28 protein-coding genes are annotated in these 26088 nt (G+C 71.3%); 14 read left to right on the top strand and 14 right to left on the bottom strand.

The annotated features are described in order from the left end of the window. From C4T78_RS29470 to C4T78_RS29445, 6 genes are all read left to right on the top strand, one after another. Positions 1-873 (top strand): LysR family transcriptional regulator, encoded by an 873-nt coding sequence (locus tag C4T78_RS29470; protein WP_093352798.1) that lies wholly within the window; start codon positions 1-3, stop codon positions 871-873. Between the two features lie 250 nt (positions 874-1123). Next, positions 1124-1435, top strand: coding sequence for an L-rhamnose mutarotase (locus C4T78_RS29465; protein ID WP_093352800.1), 312 nt, complete (start codon positions 1124-1126; stop codon positions 1433-1435). Continuing rightward, on the top strand, positions 1432-2400 hold the full coding sequence (locus tag C4T78_RS29460; protein ID WP_093352802.1) for an aldo/keto reductase: 969 nt from the start codon (positions 1432-1434) through the stop codon (positions 2398-2400). Before C4T78_RS29465 ends, C4T78_RS29460 begins: the two co-directional genes overlap by 4 nt. A gap of 105 nt (positions 2401-2505) precedes the next feature. Next, complete coding sequence (locus tag C4T78_RS29455) at positions 2506-3390, top strand: dihydrodipicolinate synthase family protein (RefSeq protein WP_093352804.1); 885 nt, start codon at positions 2506-2508, stop codon at positions 3388-3390. A 125-nt stretch (positions 3391-3515) separates the two neighbouring features. Beyond that, complete coding sequence (locus C4T78_RS29450) at positions 3516-4346, top strand: NAD(P)H-binding protein (RefSeq protein ID WP_093352807.1); 831 nt, start codon at positions 3516-3518, stop codon at positions 4344-4346. Between the two features lie 52 nt (positions 4347-4398). Next, complete coding sequence (locus C4T78_RS29445) at positions 4399-5145, top strand: arginase family protein (protein ID WP_093352809.1); 747 nt, start codon at positions 4399-4401, stop codon at positions 5143-5145. 295 nt (positions 5146-5440) lie between these two features. On the opposite strand, the gene glpK is transcribed toward C4T78_RS29445, so the two are convergent. Both glpK and C4T78_RS29435 read right to left on the bottom strand, forming a co-directional pair. After that, positions 5441-6946, bottom strand: coding sequence for a glycerol kinase GlpK (gene glpK / locus C4T78_RS29440; protein ID WP_093352812.1), 1506 nt, complete (start codon positions 6944-6946; stop codon positions 5441-5443). A 35-nt stretch (positions 6947-6981) separates the two neighbouring features. Further along, positions 6982-7731, bottom strand: coding sequence for an MIP/aquaporin family protein (locus C4T78_RS29435; protein ID WP_093352957.1), 750 nt, complete (start codon positions 7729-7731; stop codon positions 6982-6984). A 311-nt stretch (positions 7732-8042) separates the two neighbouring features. On the opposite strand from C4T78_RS29435, the gene C4T78_RS29430 reads away from it, so the two are divergent. Then, positions 8043-8870: a DeoR/GlpR family DNA-binding transcription regulator gene (locus C4T78_RS29430; protein WP_177247603.1), complete on the top strand. Its 828-nt coding sequence runs from the start codon at positions 8043-8045 to the stop codon at positions 8868-8870. 197 nt (positions 8871-9067) lie between these two features. Beyond that, positions 9068-10804 (top strand): glycerol-3-phosphate dehydrogenase, encoded by a 1737-nt coding sequence (gene glpD / locus C4T78_RS29425; protein ID WP_235863546.1) that lies wholly within the window; start codon positions 9068-9070, stop codon positions 10802-10804. A gap of 221 nt (positions 10805-11025) precedes the next feature. Here the strand turns inward: glpD and C4T78_RS29420 are convergent, their stop codons facing one another. The 8 genes from C4T78_RS29420 to C4T78_RS29390 all read right to left on the bottom strand — a co-directional run bounded on the left by C4T78_RS29420 (position 11026) and on the right by C4T78_RS29390 (position 16969). Next, positions 11026-11817, bottom strand: coding sequence for an ESX secretion-associated protein EspG (locus tag C4T78_RS29420; protein ID WP_093352819.1), 792 nt, complete (start codon positions 11815-11817; stop codon positions 11026-11028). Beyond that, positions 11814-12665, bottom strand: coding sequence for a PPE domain-containing protein (locus C4T78_RS29415; protein WP_093352821.1), 852 nt, complete (start codon positions 12663-12665; stop codon positions 11814-11816). Before C4T78_RS29415 ends, C4T78_RS29420 begins: the two co-directional genes overlap by 4 nt. Before the next feature lie 6 nt (positions 12666-12671). After that, entirely contained in the window at positions 12672-13043 is a 372-nt protein-coding gene (locus C4T78_RS29410; protein ID WP_093157164.1) for a hypothetical protein, read from the bottom strand. A gap of 246 nt (positions 13044-13289) precedes the next feature. Beyond that, complete coding sequence (locus C4T78_RS29405; protein WP_093352824.1) at positions 13290-13940, bottom strand: DUF3558 domain-containing protein; 651 nt, start codon at positions 13938-13940, stop codon at positions 13290-13292. A gap of 27 nt (positions 13941-13967) precedes the next feature. Further along, entirely contained in the window at positions 13968-14345 is a 378-nt protein-coding gene (locus tag C4T78_RS29400) for a DUF1707 SHOCT-like domain-containing protein (RefSeq protein ID WP_235863547.1), read from the bottom strand. 199 nt (positions 14346-14544) lie between these two features. After that, positions 14545-15870 carry a dicarboxylate/amino acid:cation symporter gene (locus tag C4T78_RS29395; RefSeq protein ID WP_177247604.1) on the bottom strand — a complete coding sequence of 442 codons (1326 nt, stop codon included), beginning with the start codon at positions 15868-15870 and terminating at the stop codon, positions 14545-14547. A gap of 293 nt (positions 15871-16163) precedes the next feature. Continuing rightward, on the bottom strand, positions 16164-16244 hold the full coding sequence (locus C4T78_RS37465) for a putative leader peptide (protein WP_369678933.1): 81 nt from the start codon (positions 16242-16244) through the stop codon (positions 16164-16166). Positions 16245-16333: 89 nt separating this feature from the next. Further along, positions 16334-16969: a Maf family protein gene (locus tag C4T78_RS29390; protein WP_093352826.1), complete on the bottom strand. Its 636-nt coding sequence runs from the start codon at positions 16967-16969 to the stop codon at positions 16334-16336. Positions 16970-17455: 486 nt separating this feature from the next. Here C4T78_RS29390 and C4T78_RS29385 point away from each other — a divergent pair, with 486 nt between their 5' ends. Together C4T78_RS29385 and C4T78_RS29380 are read left to right on the top strand one after the other, a co-directional pair. After that, on the top strand, positions 17456-18601 hold the full coding sequence (locus C4T78_RS29385) for a S1 family peptidase (protein WP_093352829.1): 1146 nt from the start codon (positions 17456-17458) through the stop codon (positions 18599-18601). Positions 18602-18795: 194 nt separating this feature from the next. Further along, a complete protein-coding gene (locus C4T78_RS29380) occupies positions 18796-19488 on the top strand; it encodes a heparin lyase I family protein (RefSeq protein WP_235863548.1) in 693 nt (230 codons plus the stop codon). A gap of 43 nt (positions 19489-19531) precedes the next feature. Here C4T78_RS29380 and C4T78_RS29375 read toward each other — a convergent pair whose 3' ends face one another. The 3 genes from C4T78_RS29375 to C4T78_RS29365 form a co-directional block, all read right to left on the bottom strand. Beyond that, on the bottom strand, positions 19532-21436 hold the full coding sequence (locus tag C4T78_RS29375; RefSeq protein WP_258958374.1) for a Xaa-Pro dipeptidyl-peptidase: 1905 nt from the start codon (positions 21434-21436) through the stop codon (positions 19532-19534). 80 nt (positions 21437-21516) lie between these two features. Next, entirely contained in the window at positions 21517-21861 is a 345-nt protein-coding gene (locus tag C4T78_RS29370) for a HepT-like ribonuclease domain-containing protein (RefSeq protein WP_093352831.1), read from the bottom strand. Beyond that, on the bottom strand, positions 21858-22178 hold the full coding sequence (locus C4T78_RS29365; RefSeq protein ID WP_093352833.1) for a nucleotidyltransferase family protein: 321 nt from the start codon (positions 22176-22178) through the stop codon (positions 21858-21860). The genes C4T78_RS29370 and C4T78_RS29365 overlap by 4 nt, the downstream gene beginning before the upstream one ends. Positions 22179-22252: 74 nt before the next feature. Between C4T78_RS29365 and C4T78_RS29360 the strand changes: the two genes are divergently transcribed. From C4T78_RS29360 to C4T78_RS29345, 4 genes are all read left to right on the top strand, one after another. Beyond that, a complete protein-coding gene (locus C4T78_RS29360) occupies positions 22253-23080 on the top strand; it encodes a biotin--[acetyl-CoA-carboxylase] ligase (protein WP_093352835.1) in 828 nt (275 codons plus the stop codon). A 64-nt stretch (positions 23081-23144) separates the two neighbouring features. Next, the gene (locus C4T78_RS29355; protein ID WP_093157153.1) at positions 23145-23666 is read left to right on the top strand and encodes a PH domain-containing protein; all 522 of its coding nucleotides are present in this window, start codon (positions 23145-23147) and stop codon (positions 23664-23666) included. Between the two features lie 34 nt (positions 23667-23700). Further along, a complete protein-coding gene (locus tag C4T78_RS29350; RefSeq protein ID WP_093352838.1) occupies positions 23701-24651 on the top strand; it encodes a hydroxymethylglutaryl-CoA lyase in 951 nt (316 codons plus the stop codon). Next, entirely contained in the window at positions 24648-25286 is a 639-nt protein-coding gene (locus C4T78_RS29345) for an adenosylcobinamide amidohydrolase (protein WP_093352840.1), read from the top strand. Before C4T78_RS29350 ends, C4T78_RS29345 begins: the two co-directional genes overlap by 4 nt. A gap of 174 nt (positions 25287-25460) precedes the next feature. Here C4T78_RS29345 and C4T78_RS29340 read toward each other — a convergent pair whose 3' ends face one another. Then, a complete protein-coding gene (locus C4T78_RS29340; protein WP_093352971.1) occupies positions 25461-25910 on the bottom strand; it encodes a MaoC family dehydratase in 450 nt (149 codons plus the stop codon). Positions 25911-26088 lie beyond the last annotated feature (178 nt).

Here is a 26088-nt window from a genome sequence, read left to right as displayed (position 1 = left end):
GTGGGTTTGGACCTGCACAAGCTCGCGCATCTGGTCGCGGTGGCGGAGGAGGGCAGCTTCACCCGCGCCGCAGCCCGCCTGCACCTGTCCCAGCAGGCGTTGTCCACCTCGATCCGCGCGCTCGAACGCGAAGTCGGCGTCGACCTGCTCGAACGCACCACCACCGGAGTGACCGTGCGGCCTGCCGGGGAGGCGCTGATCGCCGATGCACGCGTGCTGGAGGGCGTGGCCCGTTCGGCGCTGCAACGCGCGCGGCGGATCGGCCGCGGTGAGTCGGAGGTGCTGCGCATCGGCCACACGCCGGCCGTCACCGGTGACGAGGTCACCGCGCTGCTCCGCCGAGTGCACGCCGATCACCCGGGTCTGGCCACCGACGTCAACCAGCGCTATCCGGCTGAGCTCACCGAGCAGCTGCTCGCCGGCGAGCTGGACCTGGGATTGTGCCGCGCCATGAGCCCGGCCCACGGCCTGAACCGCACCACGCTCGTCCACCAGCGGCTCCAGATCGCGGTTTCCGCGGAGCACCGCTTCGCCGACCGGGACGTGGTGGAACTGGCCGAACTGGCCGACGAGCGGATCGTCGTGTGGGGCCATCCGGGTCGCTCCGGTTACACCGACCTGCTCATCGAGCACTGCAGGCAGGCCGGGTTCGAGCCGCGCACGCACCGCAACGCCATCCAGGGCACTCCGCCGGTCACCGCGGTCCTCGGCACCGACGACATCGCGTTCGTGACCGCTGAGCCCGGCCCCGCCGCCAACGGGAAGGTCCAGGTCGTCGCGCTCCGGCCGCTGATCGAGGTGCCGCTGCACGCGCTGTGGCCCGCGCACACGACCTCCGACGCCCGCCACGCCTTCCTGGCCGCCTTCAGCTGACCGGCGGGCTTTGCTTTCCGGGCACCGGCCGTTATACCTGTGGTCGGCGTGCGCGGAAGCGAGGTGCCCCGATGACGGCGCTGATCCCGGGCGGCGACACCCGGTTCCCGAGTGAGGCGATGAACCCGCACTGCTCGGCCACCTGGTGCGGTGGTCGGGGCCGATGCCGATCCGGACGGCCCACGGCGCAACCGCGTCCTATGTGGCCGGTCGATCCCGCCGCCGGGACGTGGACGAGGGAGGACCCCGGATGCAGCGAATAGCCTTGCGCACCAAGCTGGAACCCGGACGCGAAGCCGAGTACGAGCAGGTGCACGCGGTGATCCCGGCCGAGCTGGACGCGGCGCTGCGTGAAGCGGGAGTGCGCAGCTGGCGGATCTGGCGCGACGGCCTGGACCTGTTCCACGTGGTGGAGGTCGAGGACTACCAGGCGATGCGGCGGGCGCTGCGCGACCACCCGGCGAACGTTGCGTGGCAGGCGCGGATGTCCGAGCTGCTGGCGGTGGAGGACGACTACTCGGGCGGGGACACCGGCCTCCGGCAGGTGTGGGAGCTGCCGTGAAGCTCGGGCGCTCGGACGTGGTGGTCTCGCCGCTGGGCTTCGGCGGCGCGGTGATCGGGAACCTCTACCGCGCGGTCGACGAGGAAACCGCTCTCGGCGCGGTGGACGCGGCTTGGGACGCCGGGATCAGGTACTTCGACACGGCGCCGCACTACGGGCTCGGGCTGGCCGAACGACGCCTCGGTTCGGCGCTGGCCGGACGGCCCCGGTCGGAGCTGGTCGTGTCGACGAAGGTCGGCAGGCTGCTGGTGCCGAGCCCGGCGACCGCCGACCGGCGCGACGCCGCGGGCTTCGACGTGCCCGCGGACCACGAGCGGGTGTGGGACTTCAGCGCCGACGGGGTGCGGCGGTCGCTGGAGGCCAGCCTGCGACGGCTCGGCATGGACCGGGTGGACCTGGTGCTGATCCACGACCCGGACGACCACTGGCGGCAGGCGGTCGACGAGGCGTACCCGGCGCTGCACGAACTGCGCGCGCAGGGCGTGGTCGGCGCGATCGGTGCCGGGATGAACCAGTGGCCGATGCTGGAGCGGTTCGCGACCGAGACGGATGTGGACGCGGTGATGCTCGCCGGCCGCTACACGCTGCTCGAGCAGTCCGCGGCGCACACCATGCTCCCGGCGTGCCTGCGGCGGAACGTGTCGGTGCTGGCGGCCGGGGTGTTCAACGGCGGTGTCCTGGCCACCGACGAGCTCGACGCGGAAGCGATGTTCGACTACTCGCCTGCCGCGCCGGAGCTGCGCGCGAGGGTCGCCGGGATCGCGGAGGTGGTCCACCGGCACGGTGCGAGCCTTCCGCAGGTGGCGATGGCCTTCGCCGGGGCGCACCCGGCCGTCGCCAGCGTCGTGGTGGGCGCGCGGTCGGCGGCGGAGGTGCGCCGCAACGCCGAGCTGTTCGAGCGGCCGGTACCTGCCGAGGTGTGGGCGGACCTGGCCGAGGCCGGGCTGCCGGTGATCGAGTCCTAGGCGACCACCGGAGGCGAATTGGGCTTGGCCGGAGAACGGCGGCGGACGGACGATGGGGCGGACGGACGTCCCGGCCCGAGCCGGGCCACATCGGAAAGGTCGTGCATGTTCACCGGACTCAGCGCATTCCCGCTCACCCCGACCGGCGAAGCCGGGATCGACGAACGGGGATTCCGGAAGCTCGTCGAGCGCTTGGCCGCGGCAGGCGTCGATTCGATCGGCGCGCTCGGTTCCACCGGCGGCTACGCCTACCTCACCCGCGAGGAGCGCTCCCGGGCCGCCCGGATCGCCGTGGACGCGGCAGGCGATGTCCCGGTCATGGTCGGCATCGGTGCTCTGCGCACCTCCGACGTCCTGGCCCTGGCCGAAGACGCCCAGAACGCGGGCGCGTCCGCGGTGCTGCTCGCCCCGGTGTCCTACCAGCAGCTCACCGATGACGAGGTCTTCGGGCTGTACGAAGACGTCACCGCGGGGCTGTCCGTTCCGCTGTGCGTGTACGACAACCCCGGCACCACGCACTTCCGCTTCAGCGACGAGCTGCACGGGCGCATCGCGTCCCTGCCCAACGTCGGTGCGGTGAAGATCCCGGGCATTCCCGAGGACCAGGCGCCCGCCAGGGTCGCCGCGTTCCGGAACGCGCTGCCCGCAGGAGTTGCCCTGGGCGTCAGCGGCGATCAGTTCGCTGCCGGTGGGCTCAACGCCGGTGCCGACGTGTGGTTCAGCGTCATCGGCGGCCTCCTGCCCGAGGAGTGCCTGGCGATCACTCGCGCGGCACGGCACGACGCCGCGCGAGCGGTGGAGCTGTCCCAGCGCATGACGCCGCTGTGGAAGTTGTTCGGGCGCTACGGCAGCCTTCGCGTCACCTCCGCCGCGGCCGAGCACCTCGGGCTCATCGGATCCCCGAACCTTCCCCGGCCTCTTCGCGGCCTCCCGGCCGAGGCCCGGCAAGAAGTCGCCGACGTGCTCGAAGCCCTGGAAGTGCGCGCCTGAAAGGTCTTTCGCCCTGCCGGTTCCGCGCCCCGCGACCGGACGACGGGGCCGCGAAAACAGTTTGACCTCCAGTGCGCTCGAAGTCCTAGTGTGGGGCCGATTCCGAATCGGTTGAGGAGAACTCGATGACGGTGTTGGTGACCGGAGCGACGGGCAACGTCGGACGCTGCGTGGTCGATCGCCTGCTGGCCTCCGGTGCGCAGGTGCGGGCGCTGACCAGGCGCCCGGAGGCGGCGGGGCTGCCCGCCGAGGTCGAGCTGTTCGCCGGTGGGCTGGGAGATGCGGAGTCGCTGGCGGCGGCGCTGAACGGGGTCGACCGGGTCTTCCTGTTCCCGGTACCCGAGAGCACGGCCACCTTCGTGGCGCAGGCAGCGGCCGCGGATGTCCAGCGGGTCGTGGTGCTGTCGTCGATGGCGGTCGAGTTCGGTGCCGAGAACGCGATCGGGCAGCGCCACCGGCTGGTCGAGCAGGCGGTCGCCGACGGCGGTTTCGAGTGGACGTTCTTGCGGCCGGGAGCGTTCGCCGCCAACACGCTGGCCTGGGCGGATCCGATTCGCGCGGAAGGCGTGGTCCGGGAGCCGTTCCCGGATGCGCAGCAGGCGTCGATCCACGAGGACGACATCGCCGCGGTGGCGGTCGCGGCGCTGCTGGAGGACGGGCACGCCGGTAAGTCCTACGTGCTGACCGGCCCGGAACGGATCAGCACGGCCGATCAGGTGCGCGCGATCGGTGCCGCGATCGGCCGCGAGGTCCGGATCGAAGCGGAGCCGCTGAAGCAGGCGAAGGCCCGCCTGGTGGCCGAAGGGGTTCCGGCAGCGGTCGTGGACACCCTGTTCGACCTCCGCGGAGCGGACCAGGCTCTCGACGACCCGGTGCCGACGGTGGAGCAGGTGACCGGGCGCCCGGCCCGCACCTTCGCCCAGTGGGCTGTCGACCACGCCGACGACTTCCGCTGAGCAGCGGGGAAATCAGTCGCACGCGGGACCGTGCGGCGGCTAATGTCCTGGCATGGCTACCATTTCCGTTCCCTACCACCTCGACGAGCTGCTCCCCGAATCCGCTCTGGGAGTGAGCACCGCGACTCGGGTGGTGCGCCAGTTGCCGGACGGGGACGTGTGGCAGCGTCTCGGCGCGCTGTACCCGACCGTCGCCGACGAGGTGGCGGCCGCGGTGCGCCGGGGCGAGGTGCCGTCCGTGATCTCCGGGGACTGCATGGTGTCGCTGGCGGTCCTCGCCGGTCTGCAGCGGGCGGAGGTGGTGCCGTCGGTTGTCTGGTTCGACGCGCACGGCGACGTGCAGAGCCCGGAGACCACTGAATCCGGCTACGCGGGCGGGATGCCGCTGCGCCTGGCGGTCGGCGACCACCCGGAACTGCTGGCCGATGCCATCGGCCTCCGCCCGCTGCCGGAGTCCCGGGTGCTGCTGGTCGGCGCGCGTGATCTGGACCGGGCCGAGGCCGAGTACCTGGAGAGCTCGGAGATCGCCCGAGCCGAGGTCGAGGAGGCCGCCGAAGAGCTGCCCGACGGGCCGATCCTCCTGCACATCGACCTGGACGTGATCGATGCGGCCGAGCTGTCGGACCTCCGCTTCCCGGTGACCGGCGGGCCGTCGGCGGACGCGGTGCTGGACGCCGCCCGGCGGATCATGGCGACCGGTCGGGTCCGGGCCCTCGACATCGCTTGCACCTGGTACCCGGGTGCCCCGGTGGCGAGCCGCACCCGGATCGTCGAGGAGCTGCTGGCCGCGGTCGGCTAGCAGCCGGATCGCCCGGCGGAGCAACCTCCCGCCGCGTCGCGCGTCCAAACAGCAGGAGCGGGACCGGGCCGCAGCCGGTCTCGCGGCAGCGGAGGCACCTCCTGGCGGCGAGGGACCCCTCGGCCCGTCGCCGACCGCTGTCGAGGGCGGGGTAGCGCGGGCAGGGCGCCCCGCCCGCTCCTCGGGCGTGGTTCCCCCGATCCGCCCCCGGGGGGAACCACGCCACCGAAATCCACAGTGGACGCGAAGCGGCCCGCCCCCTGCCGGGGACGGGCCGCTGGTTCCGCTCAGGTGCTCAGTCGACCCAGTCCAGGGTCTTGGACACCGCCTTCTGCCACTGCGCGTACTCCCTCTCGCGCAGCTCGGTCGGCATCTTCGGATCCCACTGCTTGTCCTTGGCCCAGTTGGAGCGGATGTCCGCCTCGCTCTCCCAGAATCCCACCGCCAGGCCCGCCGCGTAGGCCGCGCCCAGCGCCGTGGTCTCCGCGACGACCGGGCGGATCACCGGCACGCCGAGGATGTCGGCCTGGAACTGCATCAGCAGCTCGTTGCCGACCATGCCGCCGTCGACCTTCAGCGACTTCAGCGGCACACCGGAGTCGGCGTTCATCGCCTCGATGACCTCGCGGGTCTGGAACGCCGTGGCCTCCAGCACCGCGCGGGCCAGGTGGCCGCGGTTGACGTAGCGGGTCAGGCCGACGATCGCGCCGCGCGCGTCGGAGCGCCAGTGCGGTGCGAACAGCCCGGAGAACGCCGGCACGAAGTAGGCGCCGCCGTTGTCCTCCACGCTGCTGGCGACCTGCTCGATCTCCGGAGCGCTGGCGATCAGCCCGAGGTTGTCCCGCAGCCACTGCACCAGCGAGCCGGTGACCGCGATGGAGCCCTCCAGGCAGTACACCGTGTCATTGCCGCCGATCTTGTAGCCGACCGTGGTGAGCAGCCCGTTCTCGCTGATCACCCGCTCGGTGCCGGTGTTGAGCAGCACGAAGTTGCCGGTGCCGTAGGTGTTCTTGGCTTCGCCGGGCGACAGGCAGGCCTGGCCGAAGGTGGCCGCCTGCTGGTCGCCGAGGATGCCCGCGATCGGGATGCCCGCGAACACGCCGCGCTCCCGGAACTTGCCGTAGACCTCCGAGGAGGAGCGGATCTCCGGCAGCATCGCCATCGGCACGCCGAGCTCGGCGCAGATGTCGGCGTCCCACGCCAGCCGCTCGAGGTCCATCAGCATCGTGCGGGAGGCGTTGGTCGGGTCGGTGACGTGCAACCCGCCGTCCGGGCCACCGGTGCAGTTCCACAGCACCCAGGTGTCCATGTTGCCGAACAGCAGCTCGCCGCGTTCGGCGCGCTCGCGGGTGCCCTCGACGTTGTCCAGGATCCACTTCACCTTGGGACCGGAGAAGTAGGTCGCCAGCGGCAGCCCGGTCTTGCGCTGGTACCGGTTCTGCCCGTCCTCGCCCGCGGCGAGGGCGTTGACGATCTCGTCGGTGCGGGTGTCCTGCCAGACGATCGCGTTGTACACCGGCTTGCCGGTGGCCTTCTCCCAGACCACGGTGGTTTCCCGCTGGTTGGTGATCCCGACGGCGACGATGTCGGAGGACACCAGGTCGGCCTTGGCGAGCGCGCCCGCGCAGACCTGCCGGGTGTTGGTCCAGATCTCGACCGGGTCGTGCTCGACCCAGCCGGCCTTCGGGAAGATCTGCCGGTGCTCGACCTGGTCGACGGCGACGACCCGACCGGAGTGGTCGAAGATCATGCACCGGGTCGAGGTCGTGCCCTGGTCGATGGCGGCGACATAAGAGGCCATCTCTCGTTCTACCTTCCTATGTGGACTGGGTCTGGTCAGCTGGCGATGGGCAGTGCGAGGGCCAGCGCGCCCGCCAGCACACCACCGAGGATCGGGCCGACGATCGGCACCCACGAGTATCCCCAGTCCGCCGAGCCCTTGCCGCGGATGGGCAGGATCGCGTAGGCGATGCGCGGGCCGAGGTCGCGAGCCGGGTTGATGGCGTAACCGGTCGGGCCGCCGAGCGAGTTGCCGATGCCGATCACGAGGAAGGCGACCGCGGCGTAGCCCAGCGCGGAGTTGCCGAAGGTCGGCACGCCGTCCGTGCCGCCGGGGCCCGCCTGCGGGCTGAGGATGATCCAGAAGACCAGCACGAAGGTGGCGATGGTCTCGGTCACGAGGTTCCACGGGGCGTTTCGCACCGTCGGCGCGGTCGAGAAGATGCCGAGCGTGTTGCGCGGGTCGTCGTGGGTGTCGAACTGCAGCTTGTAGACCGCCCAGCACAGCACCGCGCCCAGGGTGCCGCCGATGAGCTGCGCGACGATGTAGACCGGCACGTCCGACCACGCGGTCTGGCCGTTCACCGCCAGCCCCAGGGTGACTGCCGGGTTGATGTGCGCTCCGGTCGGCTCCGCGATGCTGGCGCCCGCGAAGACCGCGAAGCCCCAGCCGAAGTTGACCATCAGGAATCCGGTGTCGTGCCCGCCGGTCTTGCGCAGAACGTTGTTGGCCACGACGCCGCAGCCCATCAACGTGAGTACCGCCGTCCCCAGCATCTCCCAGAGGAAGATCTCCCCGAGACTGATCGTCATTCTTGCCGTTCCCCTCTTCATGCCGCCGTTGGCACAGGCGGGACTTGACTGTCCGACATGGAGTGAGTCGGGACGGTACTGCCGCATGTCAACACGTGTCCATGCATGCCGCCAGTCGTGGGTACGGGGTTGCTCCGTACCGCCCAGCGCACCGGTTCGGCGGTGCGGGGCCGCTCCCGCGGGCAGCACGACCCGACGTCGCTCCATACTGTGCGGTAACATTAGACTTGGGGAAAACAACGCTGCAAGACGCCTCCGATGGTGTTTTTATCGAGTTGGCTGGTTCGGGAGTGAGGGGGACGATGATGTCCGCTCGGCGTCCGTCCGAGAAGCAGCAGGACCGCCGGCGCAAGATCACCGAGCTGGTGATGGCCGAGGGCACGCTGCGCATCGACGACCTCGTCACGACCATCGGCGCCAGCGCGATGACCGTCTACCGCGATCTCGCCGACCTCGAGTCGCAGGGGCTGGTGCACCGCAACCGGGGCAACGTCTCCGCGGCGTCGTCGCTGCTGTACGAGGCGGCGTCGGAGTTCCGCCTGCCGCAGAACAAGGCCGAGAAGGAAGAGCTCGCCCGCGCCGCCGCCGAACTGGTCGAACCCGGCCAAGCGCTGGTGCTGGACGACTCGACGACCGGCGTCTACCTGGCCCGGCTGCTGCCGGAGCGGGCCCCGCTGACCGTGGTCACCAACCACCGCGGGGTGTTCGACGAGCTGCGCAACGCGCCGGGGATCAGCCTGATCTGCGTGGGCGGCGACTACCTCCCGTGGGCGGACGCCTTCGTCGGCGGCATGGCGCTGGACGCGCTGCGCAACCTGCGGGTGGACCTGGCGATCATGTCGGTCTCCGCGGTCACCGACGGGATCTGCTGCTACCCGCAGCAGGAGATGGTGCAGATAAAGAAGGCCATGCTCGCCTCCGCGCAGCGCCGCGTGCTCTACGTCGACCACACCAAGTTCCGCAGGCGGGCGCTGCACGCGGTGGTGCCGGTGGAGGACTTCGACATCGTCATCGTCGATTCGAAGACCGACAGCGCGGACATCGAGGTGCTGCGCGACCGCGGTGCGCTGGTCGAGCAGGCGGGGAGAACGCGCGGTGTCGCGGCGGGCACGCAGCGTGCTGGTCGGGCATGATGACCATTCGTCGAGGTCCGGTTCCCGCGTCGGCGGTGGTGCGGGGCGGCCTGCGCGACCGCTTTCGGCGGCCCGGAGACGTCCTCGCGCGAAGGCCGAGCGCGCGCAGCGGGGAAAGCCGAGTCCCACCCCGCTAGCGGCTGCCGCCGCTGTTGGAAGAACTGATGGTGGGACGCGATTCGAGCGAGGAGGACGCGGTGTCCGAAGACAAGACCGAGAACCGGCTGAAGGGCACGTTGGGCCCGGCCGAGCGGGCCGAGGACTGGCGGCGGCTGGGCGCCGAGGAGTTCGACGTGGTGGTGATCGGTGGCGGCGTCACCGGCGCCGGCGCTGCGCTGGACGCGGCGACCCGCGGTCTGAAGGTGGCGCTGGTCGAGGCCCGCGACCTCGCTTCGGGAACCTCCAGCCGGTCCAGCAAGCTGTTCCACGGCGGTCTGCGCTACCTGGAGCAGCTGGAGTTCTCGCTGGTCCGCGAGGCGCTGCGGGAGCGCGAGCTGATGCTCACCCGGATCGCGCCGCACCTGGTGAAGCCGGTGCCGTTCCTGTACCCGCTGACCCGGCGGGTGGTGGAGCGCCCGTACACCGCGGCCGGGCTGTTCCTCTACGACACGATGGGCGGCGCCCGCTCCGTGCCGGGCCAGAAGCACCTCTCCCGCGCCGGTGCGCTGCGGATGGTGCCCGCGCTGAAGCGCAACGCGCTGATCGGCGGCATCCGCTACTACGACGCGCAGGCCGACGACGCCCGCCACACCATGACCGTCGCCCGCACCGCCGCCCGCTACGGCGCGGTGGTGATGAACTCGACGCAGGTCACCGGGTTCCTCCGGGAAGCCGACCGGATCGCCGGGGTCCGGGTGCGCGACGTGGAGACCGGCGCCGAGACCGAGGTCCGCGCGCAGGCCGTGATCAACGCGACCGGGGTGTGGACCGACGAGCTGCAGAAGCTCTCCGGTGGACGCGGCCGGTTCCGGGTGCGCGCCAGCAAGGGCGTGCACATCGTGGTGCCGCGCGACCGGATCGTCGCCGAGACCGGGATGATCCTGCGCACCGAGAAGTCGGTGCTGTTCGTCATCCCGTGGGGCAGCCACTGGATCGTCGGCACCACCGACACCGACTGGAACCTCGACCTGGCGCACCCGGCCGCGACCAAGTCGGACATCGACTACATCCTCAAGCACGTCAACACGGTGCTGGCCACCCCGCTGAAGCACGAGGACATCGAGGGCGTCTACGCCGGGCTGCGCCCGCTGCTGGCCGGTGAGAGCGAGGAGACCTCGAAGCTGTCCCGCGAGCACGCGGTGGCGCGGGTCGCCCCGGGTCTGGTGGCGATCGCCGGCGGCAAGTACACGACGTACCGGGTGATGGCCGCCGACGCGGTGGACGCCGTCGCCCCGGACATCAACGGCCGGGTGGCCTCCTCGTGCACCGACCAGGTTCCGCTGGTCGGCGCCGACGGCTACCACGCGCTGATCAACCAGGCCGACCAGATCGCCACCGCGCACGGTCTGCACCCGTACCGGATCCGGCACCTGCTGGACCGCTACGGCTCGGAGATCCACGACGTGCTCGCCCTCGCCGCGGACCGGCCGGAACTGCTCAAGCCGATCCCGGCCGCGCCGAACTACCTGCAGGCCGAGGCGGTTTACGCGTGCAGCCACGAGGGCGCCCTGCACCTGGAGGACGTGCTCACCCGCCGCACCCGCATCTCGATCGAGTACCCGCACCGCGGCGTGGACTGCGCGGAACCGGTGGCGCGGCTGATGGCCGGTGTCCTCGGTTGGGACGAAGCGCAGATCGAGCGCGAGGTCGAGGTCTACACGCAGCGAGTGGAAGCGGAGCGCGACTCCCAGACCCAGCCCGACGACCAGGCGGCGGACGCCAAGCGCTCGGCGGCGCCGGAGGCCCGGACCCGCCTGGAAGAACCCCTGGTCTGACCCCACCTCCCGCCGTCGGTGCACCACCCCGGGTGCGCCGACGGCGGAACCTCCGCAACTTCAATTGAAATCGAACATCCGATTTCAATTGAAGTTGCGGATCTTCGGCGTGTCGTTGCCCGACACGCCGACTCCTCCGGCGATTTCAATGGAAATCAGGCGTCTGATTTCCATTGAAATCGCGTGGTGCCCGTGCGGAGAGCCCGGGGGCGAGGGTGGGATCAGGTGTCGGTGCTGATCTCGGTGAGGAGTTCTTCGAGGTGGCCGTTCAGGCGGCGGGCGTCGGCCGGGGCGATCGTGCTCCACACGTCGCCGGACGGTGATTCCCGGCGCAGCTGGGCGTAGCGGCCGTGCGCCGTGTCGAAGAACCCGACCACCCGGTCGGCCCGGACGCGGCGGCCGAACCGGTCGCGGGCGGCGGCGCCGAACTGCCCGCGGGCGGCCACACCGGCGACCATGTCGGTCAGCGTTTCCGCGTCGTCCGCGCGGACTCCCCGGCGTTGCAGGGCGCCGACCAGCTGCTCGACGTTGTTGCCCGCCTCTTCCGCCGCGGCGTCCAGGTCGCTGCTGAGCAGCGAGACCGAACGGCCGGGGCCGGGCGGCAACTGCGGCAGCACCGAGAGCGCTTCGCGCGGCAATCCGCTCGCCGAGGCCGAACGCAGGCTCAGCTCGTCGCCGTCCTTGACGACCAGCACCGCTTCTTCGCCGACCGCCGCGGCGAGCACCCGGACGCTGCGCTCCAGCCAGAGCCGTCCGTCGACCTCCCGGTCGGGATGGGCCAGCAGCCGGAGCACCCGCTCCAGCTCGGGGTCGACCGCGGTCGGCCGTCCGAGCCCGCGCGCGCCCAGCGAACACCACGCCGACTCGACCAGCTGCGCGCGCTCGGCATGGGTGCGCCCGGGGGAGGGGACCTTGAGCACCAGCGGCATCGTCTCGAGTCGGAGGTGCTCGACGAGCACGTCGAGTTCCAGCGCCGACAGGCCGATCCGCTGGGCGGTGGCGGGGAACGTCATTGCCCGGGCTCGCCGCCGATCACCGGTCGCGACGGCGATTCCACCAGGTCGAAGAAGCCACCGCGGTTGCCGGTCTTCTCGGTGACCTTCCGGTCCACGGGCTCGTCGCGCTCCCGCTTGGCCGCCCGGCCGCCGCCGGAGCTGACTTCACCGCCGCGCACCGGAGTTCCGCCGGGCCGGGTCGGCTGCTGCGCGGTGCGCTGCGCCGCGGTCGCCGAACCGGAGCCGCGCGGTGCGGGCACGCTGGTGGGGCCCCAGCTGATGGTCACGTTCGGCTGGCCACCGGAAACGCTCGAACCGCCCCTGACCGGCGCGTCCACCACGACCTGCGGCGGCGGCGCGAACGAGGCCAGCGACGTCGTGTTCGCCTGCGTGGACGCCTCGTAGGTGCGCATCACGTCGAACGCGCGCTGCTCGGCCGCGTGCTGCTTCGCCTCCTGCACCTCGTAGTCGGTCTGCCCGCCGAAGAGGTGCGTCAGCAGGGTCTGCGCCGCGCCCGGTTCCTCGGCGGTGACCTGCACCGGAGGCGGCATGTCGCGGCGCGCCTTGCTGATGAACTCCGCCTGCTGCTCGGCCCGCTCCCGCATCACGGTGGTGGCCTCCTGGGCCAGCGCGGCCCAGTTGCCCAGCGGCCGCAGCCCGTCGTGGGCGCTGTCCGCGGCGATTCCGCTCCAGCCGCCCATCGCCGAGGTCACCGCGGAGGCCAGCCCGGCGTCGATGTCGCCCAACGCGCGGGTCAGCTCGCTCCAGCGCCGGACGCTGTCGGTGGAACCGTCCGGGCCCGGGCCCTCGTTGATCTGGGCGTACAGCTCGGGGTGGCGGTATCCCTGCCATCGGTGTTCGCTCATGGCCGGTCAGCAGCCCCCGATGCCCATGGCGCTCTCGCCGTCGATGCGCGAGTACTGGCGGTTGGCGCGCTCCAGCGACTCGGCGGCGGCCTGCAGCTGGTCGCGGTAACCGCACAGGGCGGTCAGCGCGTCCTCGCCACCGCCGAGGGAGCGCCGGTTGAACTCCTCGGCGGCATCGGCGCTGATCGGGTCGCCGGCCCACGGCCGGATGCGGAGTTCGGTGATGGCGTGCTCGATCTGCAGGCCGACCGCGTCCAGCGATTCCTGCAGCGCGTTGACCAGCCTCGGAATGGCGGCGGGCTCGACCTGCATCGAGCCACCGGACACACCCGGCAGGGCTTCGGTCGAGCTGTCGCCCCACGGAGCAGTTAGCGGCACGTTTTCCCCTCCCACAGGTAAGGGCCCAGATCATGGGTGCAGGCCCTCGTGCTCGAACGCGCGGTTGCGGCGGGCCCGCCCTCGCGGTCAGGTGCTGTGCGGGACACCTGACCGAGCGCGGAGCACCCGCGCGCTCAAGCTACTAAACGTCCAGCGAACACTGTAGTCACCAGAGGTCACGCTGGGGAGTGCTCCATAAGCGGTGAGTATCACTCCCTGCTCGGGTTTTCCGGTCGCTCTGCGTGATCAACCCGGTTGCGAGGTCTGCGTCCGGGTCTCGGAGGTCCCCGGATCGGCCAGCGTCGCCACGGCGTCCTCGGCGACCCGCTGGGCCCCGGCGCACAGCTGGTCCACCGGCGACGGCGGTTGCGCGCCGTCGTCGCGGTAGAGCACGTCGAGGTGCTGGCCCTCGGCCACGTCCACCGCCACGTTGCAGGACAGGTTCAGCCCCGGGGTCTTGATGACCAGCGCCGGGAACTCGCCGACCATCACGTGGGTGGCCTCCACCTGCGCGGTGTCGTCGGTCCACACGCCCATGCCCTCGGTGGTGATCAGCGCGAGCCGGGCGCCCACCTTGGCCGTGGTGTTGCGGTAGCTGCAGGTCGCGGCGTTGCCGAAGCCCGCTTCGGAGTCGGGCATCGGATCGCGGTCGAAGCCGAGCTGGTTGCGCTGGGAGGTGCTGAGCAGCGAGCACGCGGAAACACCGTCGAGGCCGAGCTCGTAAGGCCGCGGCGGCGGTGGCGGCGGAGTGCTCGTCGTGGGCAGCGGCATCGGCGGCGGCGCGGCGGTGTCCGCGGTCGGGTGCGACTGCCACAGGCTGCATCCGGTGAGGGCAAACGTGCTGACGGTGAGCAGCGCGCTCAACCGCCGAGCCCCGGTGATCCGCGAGCGGTGCATGTCAACACCGTAACGAAGTGCGGGCGTTCACCGGCGCCAGCTGAACCAGAGCACGGCGATCAGGGGGATCAGCAGCAACAGCGCGGCCTGCCGGGCGACGATCAGCAGCAGTACCGCGAGCGCGGCGACACCGACCGCGAGCGCGACCTTCGCCGGCTCCGGGCGCGTGCGGCCCGGAGGCCGCTGCGCGGCCGGTGCCGCGCGTTCGGGCCGGGGCGCGGGCAGGTCGTCGAACAGGCCCTCCAGCTCGGAGCGGAACCGGGCGGCGGCGACCAGCCTGCAGCGCTCGTCGTACTCGCCGACGTCGAGGCGCCCGACGGCGAAGTGCTCACCGAGCAGCCGCATCGCGAGTTCGCGCTCGGGATCGCCGATCCGGAGATCCCTGCCCCGCCGTCCCTTCTCCACTCCACCATCCTACGGTCGGCGGACCCCCGGACGAGCCAGGTGAACCAAGGGTTCAGACAAACGTCAGAGGGCGCCGTCGGCTGCGTGCCGACGACGCCCTCTGCCCGGTCGTGCATCAGGCCCGCGGTCCAGGTGAGGTGCTGCAACTCCCGCAGGGGCCGCTTCCCGCCACGCAGGACGAGCCTGGAACCTCCCCGGGTCAGGCGTTGGCGAGTTCGCGGTCGACGAGCGGGGTGCTGGGCTTGGCCAGGACCTCGTCGTCGAGGATGCCCTCGCTGCGGGCCACCACGGTGGGCACCACGATCTGGCCCGCTACGTTGGTGGCGGTGCGCATCATGTCCAGGATCGGGTCCACCGCGTAGGCGATGGCGATGCCGGTGGCCACCACCTCGGGCGGGAAGCCGAGCGCGGCGGTGGTCAGGGTCAGCATGGTGAACCAGCCGGTCACACCCGCCGTGGCGAAGGAGCCGAACACCGCGACCGCGATGATCGTCAGGTACTGCACCGGCCCGAGGCTGATGCCGAAGAGGTTCGCGATGAAGATCGAGCCCACCGCCGGGTAGATCGCGGCGCAGCCGTCCATCTTGGTGGTGGTGGCCAGCGGCACCGCGAAGTTCGCGTAGGACGCGGGCACGCCCAGGTCCTCGGTGGTCTGGCGGGTCAGCGGGAGGCTGGCGCCGGAGGAGCGGGAGACGAAGGCGAACTGCAGCACGTTCCACGACTTGGCGAAGAACCGGATCGGGCTGACCTTGGCCACCAGCCCGAGCAGCAGCGGGTAGACCACGAACAGCACCAGCGCGCAGGCCACGTAGGTGGAGCCGATCAGCTTGAGCAGCGGCGCGAAGAACTCGTTGCCGTAGCTGGCCACGGCGTTGCCGATCAGGCCGAGGGTGCCCAGCGGGGCGAGCCGGATGATCCAGCCGAGCACGCGCTGGATGACCTCGAAGGCCGCCTTGTTGAAGTCGACGAACGGCGCCGCCTTCTCACCCAGGCTGTAGGTGGCCGCACCGATGATCAGCGCGACGAACACCACCTGCAGCGTCTCGCCCTCGGCGAAGGCGCTGATCAGGTTGCTGGGCACCAGGCCGGTGATCAGGTCGAGCCAGGAGCCCTGGGTCTTCTCGCCGATGGACTGCAGCTTCTCCGGGTCGGGTTCGATGATCAGGCCGCGGCCGGGCTGGAACAGCGAGCCGACGGCGAGACCGATCAGCACCGCGATCAGCGAGGTGATGCCGAACCACAGCGCGGTCTTGCCGCCCAGCCGCGCCGCGGCGCGGCCGCCGCCGAGGCCGCGGAGGCTGTTGATGCCCACCACGATCGCGGTGAAGATCAGCGGCAGCACGGTGAAGGTGAGCAGCTTGGTGAAGGTCGAGCCGATGGTCTTCAGCGTGGTGGCGAGCCACTCGGCGTCGGTCTGCTTGGCGACGTAGCCGAGCAGTGCGCCGAGCACCAGCGACGCGATGACGGCCACGGCGAACAGCTTGGGGTTGAAGCGCAGGCGCGATCGCCCAGCAGTGGTGGACACAGGGATCTCCCGGAGTCGCGGAGTGAGTTCGAAGGCAGTGCGGTTCGAGCGGCGCACGACGATGCGCGCGAATCTCAGTGCCGGTTGTCGGTCGTGTTGCCGGGGTGGTCGCCTGGCGGAACCTGAGAGCTTCCCTGGACGATCTACGGCGGAGGGGCCGTCCTCGCCAGGAGAACTCTCAGAACCCGCCGGTGGTCACCCTGCATAGGTGGCTGCAAGCGGCTGCCGCCGCTGGTCAAGGCGCGGGCGGCATTCGCCGGCAGGCTCTCTGGAAGCGGCGGTGCCGCGCTCGATCACAGACAGACGGAGCTGGCCTGCCGTCGAAGATCGACGTGCAGGCGCGAAGTCAGATACAGCCGTCGGGTGGTGCCCATCGCGAACATTTGTAACCAGCCGCGCCGCGAAAACCATCCGGGGGTAACCGAATTGTGTTCGTATTCACTCGGCTGCCCGGAACCCGGTGTCACTCCGCAGTCGGCGAGCTCCACAGCGTCACCACGCTGACGCCGACCTGGGCCAGCAGCTTGCGGGTCAGCGGGAGGCTGATGCCGAGCACGCTCGACGGATCGCCGTCGACGCCCTCGATGAACCAGCCGCCGAAGCCTTCGAGCGTGAACCCGCCCGCCACGTGCAGCGGCTCGCCGGTCGCGAGGTAGGCCTCCAGCTCGGCCTCGCTCGGCTCGCCGAAGCGCACGGTGGTGCCCAGGTGGCCGTTGGCGCGCGCGGTGACCTCGCCGCCCCGGAGGCGGACGATCGCGTGCCCGGTCAGCAGCTCACCGCTGCTGCCCGCGTTCTGCGCCCACCGCTCGGCGGCGGCTTCGCGGGTGCCGGGCTTGCCGGCGATCTCGCCGTGCGCCATCAGCAGCATCGAGTCGCAGCCGACGATCACCGCGTCGGGTTCCTCGGCGCCGATCTCGGCGGCGACCGCATCGGCCTTGGCCTGCGCCAGCGCGCTGACCAGCTCGGCGGGCGCGGGATCGCCCAGCGAAGCGGTCAGCGCGTCCTCGTCGACGCCGGAAACCCGCACCAGCGGCTCGATCCCGGCCGAGCGCAGCACGGACAGGCGAGCGGGCGAAGCGGAGGCAAGCACGAAGCGCACGCCGCCGATCGTAGAGCCGGCCCGGCTCGGTGCCCGTGCGGGTGCCGAGCCGGGAGCGAAGCCGTCGGGCCCCGGCGCACCGGCGAGACGCGCAACTTCAATTGAAATCGCACGCCTGATTTCCATTGAAGTTGCGTTCCGGTGAAGCGGAGGTGTCCTCGCCGGTTGCGCGGGCATCGGTCCGCTCGGCGTATCCGGAGTGCTGCCGTTCGCCGCGTCGACCTTGAAAGCTCGTGGCATGGCGGGGTTTTCGCGCTCAGGATGCTCCGAAAGGTGGTGTCCGGTTCAGGTACCGGCTCCTTAATGTCCTTCTACGCGAACCGCTGCGGCGCGGTTCACCCCCTCCTACGCAGCGCCGACCCGGGATCCGGGCGGTGCCACCTCATCCCCGGCATGCGGGTGCCGGGGCACCAGCTCCCGCGCATCGCGGCCGGACCGGCCGTGCGCGGGTGATCCCTGCCCAATTTCGGATCGAGGGAGACGACCATGAGTCGGAGCAGAACCATCCGGTTGCTCGGTGCGGCCGTGCTGGCAGCGGGCACGCTCGCCGCGGTGGCAGTGCCGTCCACCGCAGCACCGGCACCGGATCAGGCGGCCCCGGAGCTGCTCGCCGCCATGCAGCGGGACTTCGGCCTGACCGCGCAGCAGGCGCAGGACCGGTTGGCGCGGGAAGCCCGCGCGATCCAGCTCAACGAGAAGCTGCGCGGGAGCGCGGGCGAGGCGTTCGCCGGTTCCTACTTCGACGAGGCGAGCGGGAAGCTCGTCCTCGCGGTCACCGACGGGCGCGCGGCGCAGGCGGCGCGCGAAGCCGGTGCGGACGCCGTGGTGGTGTCCAACACCGAGCGCGAACTCGACGCGACGAAGTCCACTTTGGATGGAATGGAAGCGACTGCGCCGCAGTCGATCACCGGTTGGTACGTGGACGTGCGGTCCAATTCGGTCGTGGTGTCGGTCAACCGCGCCGAGGCCGACTCCGCCACCGAGGACTTCCTGGCGCGGGCCCGCGCCATCGACGACTCGGTGCGGGTGGAAGAGGTGGCCGAGTCGCCGCGCACCTTCTACGACCTCCGCGGCGGTGACGCCTACTACATGGGCGGGCGCTGCTCGGTCGGCTTCGCGGTGCGCACCTCGTCCGGTGGCGCCGGGATGGTCACCGCCGGGCACTGCGGTCGCCCGGGCACGGCGGTCTCCGGGTACAACCAGGTCGCGATGGGCACGTTCCAGGGCTCGTCGTTCCCCGGCAACGACTACGCGTGGGTCTCGGCCAACTCCAACTGGACGCCGCGCGCGCTGGTGAACATGTACAACGGCAGCACCCGCGCGGTGTCCGGCGCGACCGTGGCCCCGGTCGGCTCGTCGATCTGCCGCTCCGGTTCGACGACCGGGTGGCGCTGCGGATCGGTGCAGGCGATGAACCAGACCGTGCGCTACGCCGAGGGCACCGTCACCGGTCTCACCCGCACCAACGCCTGCGCCGAGCCGGGTGACTCGGGTGGCTCGTTCATCAGCGGCACCCAGGCCCAGGGCATGACCTCGGGCGGTTCGGGCAACTGCAGCTCCGGCGGAACGACCTACTTCCAGCCGGTCCAGGAGGCGCTCAGCGCCTACGGCCTGCGCCTGGTCACGGGCTGATATCCCGTCCGTGAGCGCTTCGGGGGGCCATAGCGCTCACGGGCACGGGCGGCGGAACCGGACTCCACTGCGGAGGACTCGGTTCCGCCGCCCGCTGCGGTTCGGGTGAACGGCCTGGACACCGGGCCGCGGCGTCCGGTAGATCTGGGCATCCGCCGCCGGAAGGGAACATCATGGTCGGGAGAACTCCCGCCGTGGCCCTGTTGGCGGCGATGCTGCTCGTGGCGTCGGCGCCTTCGGCCTCCGCGGCGGTCATGTGGGACGGCGACGCCTCCAACGGCACCGGTGTGTTCGCGCACATCGGCTCGGAGTGCGCCGATCCGGGCAGCGTCACGGCGGTCGACGATCCGGAGCAGGGCGCGGTGTGGCGCTACGACAAGCCGGCCGGCCTGCGGCGGTGCGAGAGCCGCGGCATCAAGGTCGACGGCCAGGAGTACGACTTCCGGAACGGCTCCACCTACTACCTGGGCTGGCGGAGCAGGCTGTCCAGCACCGTGGACAACAACGCCACCTTCCAGTGGAAGTCCTACGGCAGCCACATCCAGAACTACCCGGTGGTCCTCAAGGTCATCGACGGCAAGCTCTCGCTGCTGCAGCGCCAGCCCGACGAGACCAGGGTCATCTGGGACCAGCCGATCCAGGCCGGTGAGTGGCACGACATCGTGCTCGGCCTGCACCTGTCCGACGAGACCACCGGCGGCTGGGTCGAGCTCTGGTTCAACGGCGAGCGCCAGACGTTCAGCGACGGCTCGCAGCGCTGGGCGTGCCGGACCTTCGACAGCGAGAACCACCCGAAGTGGGGCGTCTACGGCGCCGAGGGCGATGCCGTGGTCAACGAGATCGACGCGTTGAAGATCGGCAGCGAGTACGCCGACGTCGCGCCCTGACCCGGTCGGCGGGGGAGGTCTCGCGCCTCCCCCGCCGACCGGGTCAGCTGCCCGGCAGGACGTCCCGGTTGAGCTGGACGTCCGGTCGCGCCGGGACGCGTTCCGGGCGGACGCTCGGCTTGTCCGGCCCGGCCGCGGTCAGCGCGGGGAGTTCGCCGACGACCGGCAGCGTCACCGAGGTGGCGCTCAGGTCCAGGCCGATCTCACCGGGCTGGCGCGGGGCGACGATGAACGCGCTGTCCGTGCCGCCGATGATCAGCGCCAGCCGGTGACCGGCGGGCACCACGTGGTCGGTGGTGGCCAGCCGGAACGTCATGGTCTGCGGCTCGCCCGGCTCCAGCGGGCGCTCCTCCGACAGCGATTCGTGGTTGGCCAGGTCGGCCCAGCCGCGCGCGATGATCTCGAAGTCCACGTCGGTCGTGGTCGCTTCGGTGTCGAAGTAGCAGGCGTCGTCGCCGGGGCGGTTCTCGCCCCAGCAGGACTCGGTCTGCAGGGTGCGGATCCCCTCACCGCGGCCCAGGTAGTCGCGGGTGGTGGCCGGTCCGTAGTCGACGAGCATCGCGGACAGGTGCGCCGTCGGCGTGCTCGGCGTGGCGGTGACGGTGACCGAACCGGTCCCGGCGATCCGGACGTCGCTGGTCAGCGGCGCGGTGCTGAACAGCGCGCGGGCCGGCGACGGCTGGTCGGGGTCGGCCGCCCAGTCGTACTCGTCGAGCGACGGGTCATCGGTGAACGACGCGGTGCCGCTGCCGGGCTGCGTGCCGAGCCCGTCCTCGCGCGGGTGCAGCACGGTGTCCTTCGCGAGCTCGCCGGACCAGGTCGGCTCGTCCGCCCAGACGTCCGGCGCGCGTTCGACGCTGGCGGCGGGCTCCTCGGTGATCCCGTTGTCCACGCCGAGCAGCCAGTGGTCGAACCAGGCGTGCAGGGTCTCGACCCACTCCGCGCGGCGGAAGTCGAACGGGTCGACGTGCCCGGTCTGGCTCAGCCACAGCTTGCGCGGCACGTCGCGCTCGGCCAGCGCGTCCCACCACTGCCCGAGGTGCAGGGTCTTGACGTTGAGGTCGCCGAGGCCGTGCACCGCGAACACGCTCGCGGTGACCCGGTCGGCGTTCGGCACGTAGTCCCGCTCGGTCCACATCGGAGTGACGTCGCCGTTGGCTGGGGACCCGGCGTCGAGCTCCTGCTTGGCCGGGCCGCAGTCCGGGCGGCCGCCCTCCTCGACGGTCCGCGCCAGCCCGGAGGGGTTGAAGCCGAAGGACACGCCGTCCGAGCGGTAGTAGTCGTACCAGGAGCTGATCGCGCCGATCGGCACGATGGTGCGCAGTCCCTCCACACCGGTGGCGGCCACGCCGTTGGCGATCGTGCCGTCGTAGGACTTGCCGATCATGCCGACGTCGCCGGTGGACCAGCCCGCCTCGACCGGCCCGCCGCCGGACGGCGCGTCGAACCCGGGTGCGCGGCCGTTGAGCCAGTCCACCACGGCCTTCGCCGAGGTGATGTCGGACGCGCCGCCGACGTCCACGCAGCCCTCGGAGCGGTTGGTGCCCGACAGGTCGACCAGCACGGTGGCGTACCCGCGCGGCACAAAGTAGTTGTCGTAGAACTGCGGGAAGCCGACCGGCCTGCCCTGCTCGTCGTAGGTCTTCAGCTCGCTCTCGTTGCCGCGTCCGCAGCACGAGTAGTACGGGCTGGCATCCATGATCACCGGGACCGGCCGGTCGGTGCCGGACGGCCGGACGACGTCCGCGGCGACCCGGTCGACCACGCCGTCGCCGTCGCCGTCCAGCCCGGTCTCCACCCACACCGTCTCCCGCACCGGGTCGGCGGTGAAGACGGGCTGGCTGCGCCCGTCCCTGACCTGCACCGGCGCCTGCTCGGCCGCCGCGCCGGGAGCGATCCCGGTCAGCACCAGTGCCGCGCACGGCAGCGCCCACCAACGTCTCCGCAACGTGCCCACCTCCGAGAAGTCTCGGAGGCACGATACGAACCAAGATCACCAACCGGACACAGCCGAAAGTGGGGCCGTGGCTACCGGTTCTCGATGGCGGCCAGGATCGCGCGGACCTGCGGGAGGAGCTTGGGGATCTCGATCGTCACGACGTCCCAAAGGATCTGCACATCGACTTCCCAGTAGCTGTGCACGACGCGGTTGCGCATTCCGATGATCGCGCGCCACGGCACTTCGGGGTGTGCTTGCTGGACGGCTTTGTCCACGTGGTTGGAGGCTTCGCCAACGATCTCGACAAGCCTGATCAGAGCGAGTTGCGTCACCTCGTCCGTTGCCAAGGATGCTTTGTCCGAAGGCGCGTAGCGCTGGATGCCTTCGATGGCATCGATGATGTCGGCGAGCCGTTGCGGGGTCGCGCGCTTCAAACCGGCACCGCGTCGGTGAGCACTTCGTCCCGGATGCGTTCCTTCAGCCCGTTCGGGGTCACTACCTGGGTGAAGACGTTGAGCAGTTCCTCTACGTCGAGCGCGAACCCGGCCATCGCGAAGAGACCGTGCCCGGGCGCGACGTCGATCAGGAGGTCCAGGTCGCTGTCGTCGTCGGCCTCGTCGCGGGCGACGGAACCGAACACCCGGACGTTGCTGACGCCGTACTGCTCCGCGATTCGGTAGATCTCATCGCGGTGGGCGCGGACCTCGTCGAGGGTGATCCGCCGGTGCGGTGCGTCGACGACCGAAGTCATGGCTCCTCCTCCCTGCTCCCCGCATCATCCCAGCTCCGCGGGAGGGCGGTCCAGTCGCGGCATAGGCTTGGGGGGTGAATCCTGTGCTGCTGGATGGTGGACGGCTGCGGGCTCGGCTGGTCGACGGCGGGCCTTACGCCGCGCTCGACGTGGTGACCGTGACCGGTTCGACGAACACCGACCTGGCCGCCGCCGCGAGCCGGGGCGCCGCCGACCGGACCGTGCTGATCGCGGAGGAGCAGGAGGCCGGGCGCGGCCGGATGCAGCGCCAGTGGACCTCGCCGCGCGGCCGCGGGCTGTTCGTCAGCGTCCTGCTGCGGCCCGACGTGCCGCAGTCCGCGGTGTCCTGGGTGCCGCTGATCGCCGGTGTCGCGCTCGCCGAGACCGTCCAGCGCACCACCGGCGTGCGCGCCTCGCTGAAGTGGCCGAACGACCTGCTGCTCGGCAGCGGCGACGAGTGGCTGAAGGCGGCCGGGATCCTGGGCGAGGCGGTGGCCGGGCCGGACGGGCTCGCGCTCGTCCTGGGCATGGGCGTCAACCTCCTGCAGCAGCGCGACGAACTGCCCCGGGGCGCGGGCGGGCTGCCCGCGACCTCGCTGGTCGCGGAGGGCGGGGAGGTCGACCGCGAGGAGTTCGCAGTGGCGTTGCTCACGGCGTTCGCCGCGGTCGACGACCGCTGGCGGGCCGCTTCCGGTGACGTGGTGCGCAGCGGGCTGCTCGACCGGTACCGGCAGCTGTGCAGCACCGTGGGGCAGCAGGTGCGGGTCGAGCTCGGGCCCGATGAGCAGCTGCGGGGCGTCGCGACCGGCATCGACGTCGAGGGCCGGCTGATGGTGCGCGCCGAGAGCGGGCTGACGACCGCGGTTTCGGCGGGCGACGTCGTGCACGTGCGGCGGGCTTGATCGCGGGCGCGGGCGGCCGCGAGCGGTACCGTGATCGGCGACGCGGCAAGAGGAGGGGGAACCGGTGGCCTACCCAGACGACCTGCTCGGCGAGGACGAGTTCGTGGTCGTGCACAAGCACCCGCACTGGAAGATGCTGCTCGTCCCGGTGCTGATCCTCTTCGTGGTCGTCGGTGGCGGTTCCTACGCGGCGGCGCTGCTCGCCCCGTTCTCCTGGCACCTGCCTGCGTGGATCGCGCTGGCGGTGGTGGGCGCGATCCTGGTCATCTGGTTCACCCTGGCGCCGCTGGTGCGCTGGCGCACCACGCACTTCGTGGTCACCACGCACCGGCTGATGGTCCGCGAGGGCGTGTTCACCCGCAGCGGCATCGACATCCCGATGTCCCGGATCAACTCGGTGCGCTTCCGGCACGGCCTGATCGACCGGATGCTGGGCTGCGGCACGCTGATCGTCGAATCCGCCTCGGACGAGCCGCTGGAGTTCGACGACATTCCGCAGGTGGAGAAGGTCCACACGCTGCTGTACCGCGAGGTGAACGACGACCCGCGGGACGATCGGGGCTACCGCGGACCGGTGGGTCGATGAGCCGGTCGGGTGCCCGCTGGACACGGGAGGGCTGATGGGACCGCGTGAACTGGGACTGCCGATGCAGGTGGCCGCGCCGGAGCCGGGCGAGTTGCCCGCGGCGGTGACGATCTGGGAGGTCGGGCCGCGCGACGGGCTGCAGAACGAGAAGCAGGCGGTCCCGGTGGAGGTGAAGCTGGAGTTCCTGGACCGGCTGGCCGACGCCGGGCTGCCGGTGCTGGAGGCGACCAGCTTCGTGCGGCCGGAGTGGGTCCCGCAGCTGGCCGATGCCGCCGAGCTGCTGGCCGGCCTGCAGCGGGTGCCCGGCATCCGCTACCCGGTGCTGGTGCCCAACGCGAAGGGCCTGGACCGGGCGCTGGAGTCGCAGGTGCGCGACATCGCGATCTTCGCCTCCGCGACCGAGACCTTCACCCGGCGCAACCTCAACCGCGGCCTGGACGAGCAGTTCGCGATGTTCGACCCGGTGGTGCGGCGCGCGGTCGGCGAGGGCCTGTCGGTGCGCGGGTACATCTCGATGTGCTTCGGCGATCCGTGGGAAGGCGCGGTGCCGGTCGAGCAGGTCGTCTCGGTGGGCAAGCGGCTGCTGGAGATGGGCTGCGACCAGCTGTCGCTGGGCGACACCATCGGCGTGGCGACGCCGGGGCACGTCTCGGCGCTGCTGCGCGGGTTCGTCGCGGCCGGGATCGGGGTGGACCGGCTGGCGGTGCACTTCCACGACACCTACGGCCAGGCGCTGTCCAACACCTTCGCCGCCCTTCAGCACGGCGTGTCCACTGTGGATTCCTCGGCGGGTGGTCTGGGCGGCTGCCCGTACGCGAAGTCGGCCACCGGCAACCTCGCGACCGAGGACCTGGTGTGGATGCTCGAAGGGCTGGGCATCAAGCACGGCGTCGACCTCGGCAAGCTCGTGGAGACCAGCGTCTGGATGGCCGAGCGGCTCGGGCGCCCGAGCCCGTCCCGGGTGGTCAAGGCGCTGAGCTCGTGACCGCGCCGCGTCCGGTCCTGCACGCCGTGCAGGACCGGCCGGTGCTGGTCTGGCGGTGCGAGCGGCCGTGGCTGGCGATCTCCTCGGCGCCCTGCGGCGGCGGCATCGGCCTGCGGAACTGGGTGTTCAACGCCACGGTGGTGACCGACTACGACCACCCCGACCCGACGGCGCACGCCGGTGAGATGGCCGCCGGACTCGGCCTGCCCGGGGAGGGCATCGGCCTGCTGACCGCGGTGGACGTGCGCCACGAGGTGACCGCGAGCGACAGCGGAGTCCGCGCGAGCGTGACCACCGGCGCCAACGTGCCGGTCTGGGCCGCTGCGCCGGAGCGCGCGCAGGCGTGGGCGGCGGGCACGATCAACGCGGTCTGCTGGTCACCGGTGCGCCTGAGCGAAGCCGCCCTGGTGAACGCGGTGGCGACGGTGGCGGAGGCGAAGGCCCAGGCCCTGCTGGAATCCGGCGTCGCGGGCACCGGAACGGTCACCGACGCGACGGCGATCCTCTGCCCGGCCGACGGCGAACCGGAGCTCTACGGCGGCCCCCGCTCGCGCATCGGCTCGGCCCTGGCCCGAGCGGTCCACGCGGCCGTGACGGCGGGCCTGCGAGTGGAGGACCCGCGCCACGACCCCTGAGTCGAGGAATCCTCGCCGCTGGGGGATCGGTGGTGGTACCGGGGTGGGGTTCGGTTCGAAGCGGTGGGTTGTTGCGTTGGGGTGTGCAGCGATTTCAATCGAAATCGCGTGAGGTTCGGCACCGGGGGTTCGGCGGTGGTGCCTGGGGGTTCTCTGGGAGTGCTGCGTGGTCCGTCAGTTCTGGTCCCGGGTGCCGAACATCGCGACGAAGGTGAAGCGCAGGACGCGCTCGCCGTCGCGATCGGCCGTGCCGGTGATCTCCACCAGGCCCAGGTTCGGCTTGCTCTGCGAGCGGCGCTGGCTGTTGACCTCCATCGACAGCTGCAGCACGTCGCCGGGGAACACCGGGGCCAGCCAGGCCAGCTCGTTGCCGCCCGGTGAGCCCTGCGACGTCGAGTCGGCCAGCACGTGATCGACGTAACCGCGCATCCACAGCGACGCGGTGAACCAGCCGGACGCGCACAGCCCGCCCAGCACCGAGTTCCGGCCCGCTTCCTCGTCGAGGTGGAACGGCTGCGGGTCGAAGCGCTCGGCGAAGGCCAGCATCTCCGCCCGGTCCACCTTCACCTCGCCCAGGTCGAAGGTCCGGCCGGGCGTCAGGTCCTCGTACGCGATGGTCGCCATCGCTCCATGGTCCCAGCCGTCGCGGTGGCCGGGCGCCGAGACGGTGCTCACACCGGGTTCGGACATTCCGGTGCGAATGCCAGGTCTGACGGGAAAACGCCGGTGCCGACGTGGAACCATCTGCGCTGCGGCGCACGTCAAAGCCAGGACGTGCGGTCTGCGGTTCACCGGGCCGCCG

Source organism: Saccharopolyspora kobensis (genome assembly GCF_900108315.1).
Lineage (GTDB): Bacteria > Actinomycetota > Actinomycetes > Mycobacteriales > Pseudonocardiaceae > Saccharopolyspora > Saccharopolyspora kobensis.
The sequence above is the reverse complement of the archived record's forward strand: the minus strand, read 5'-3'. Positions and strand labels throughout refer to the sequence as shown.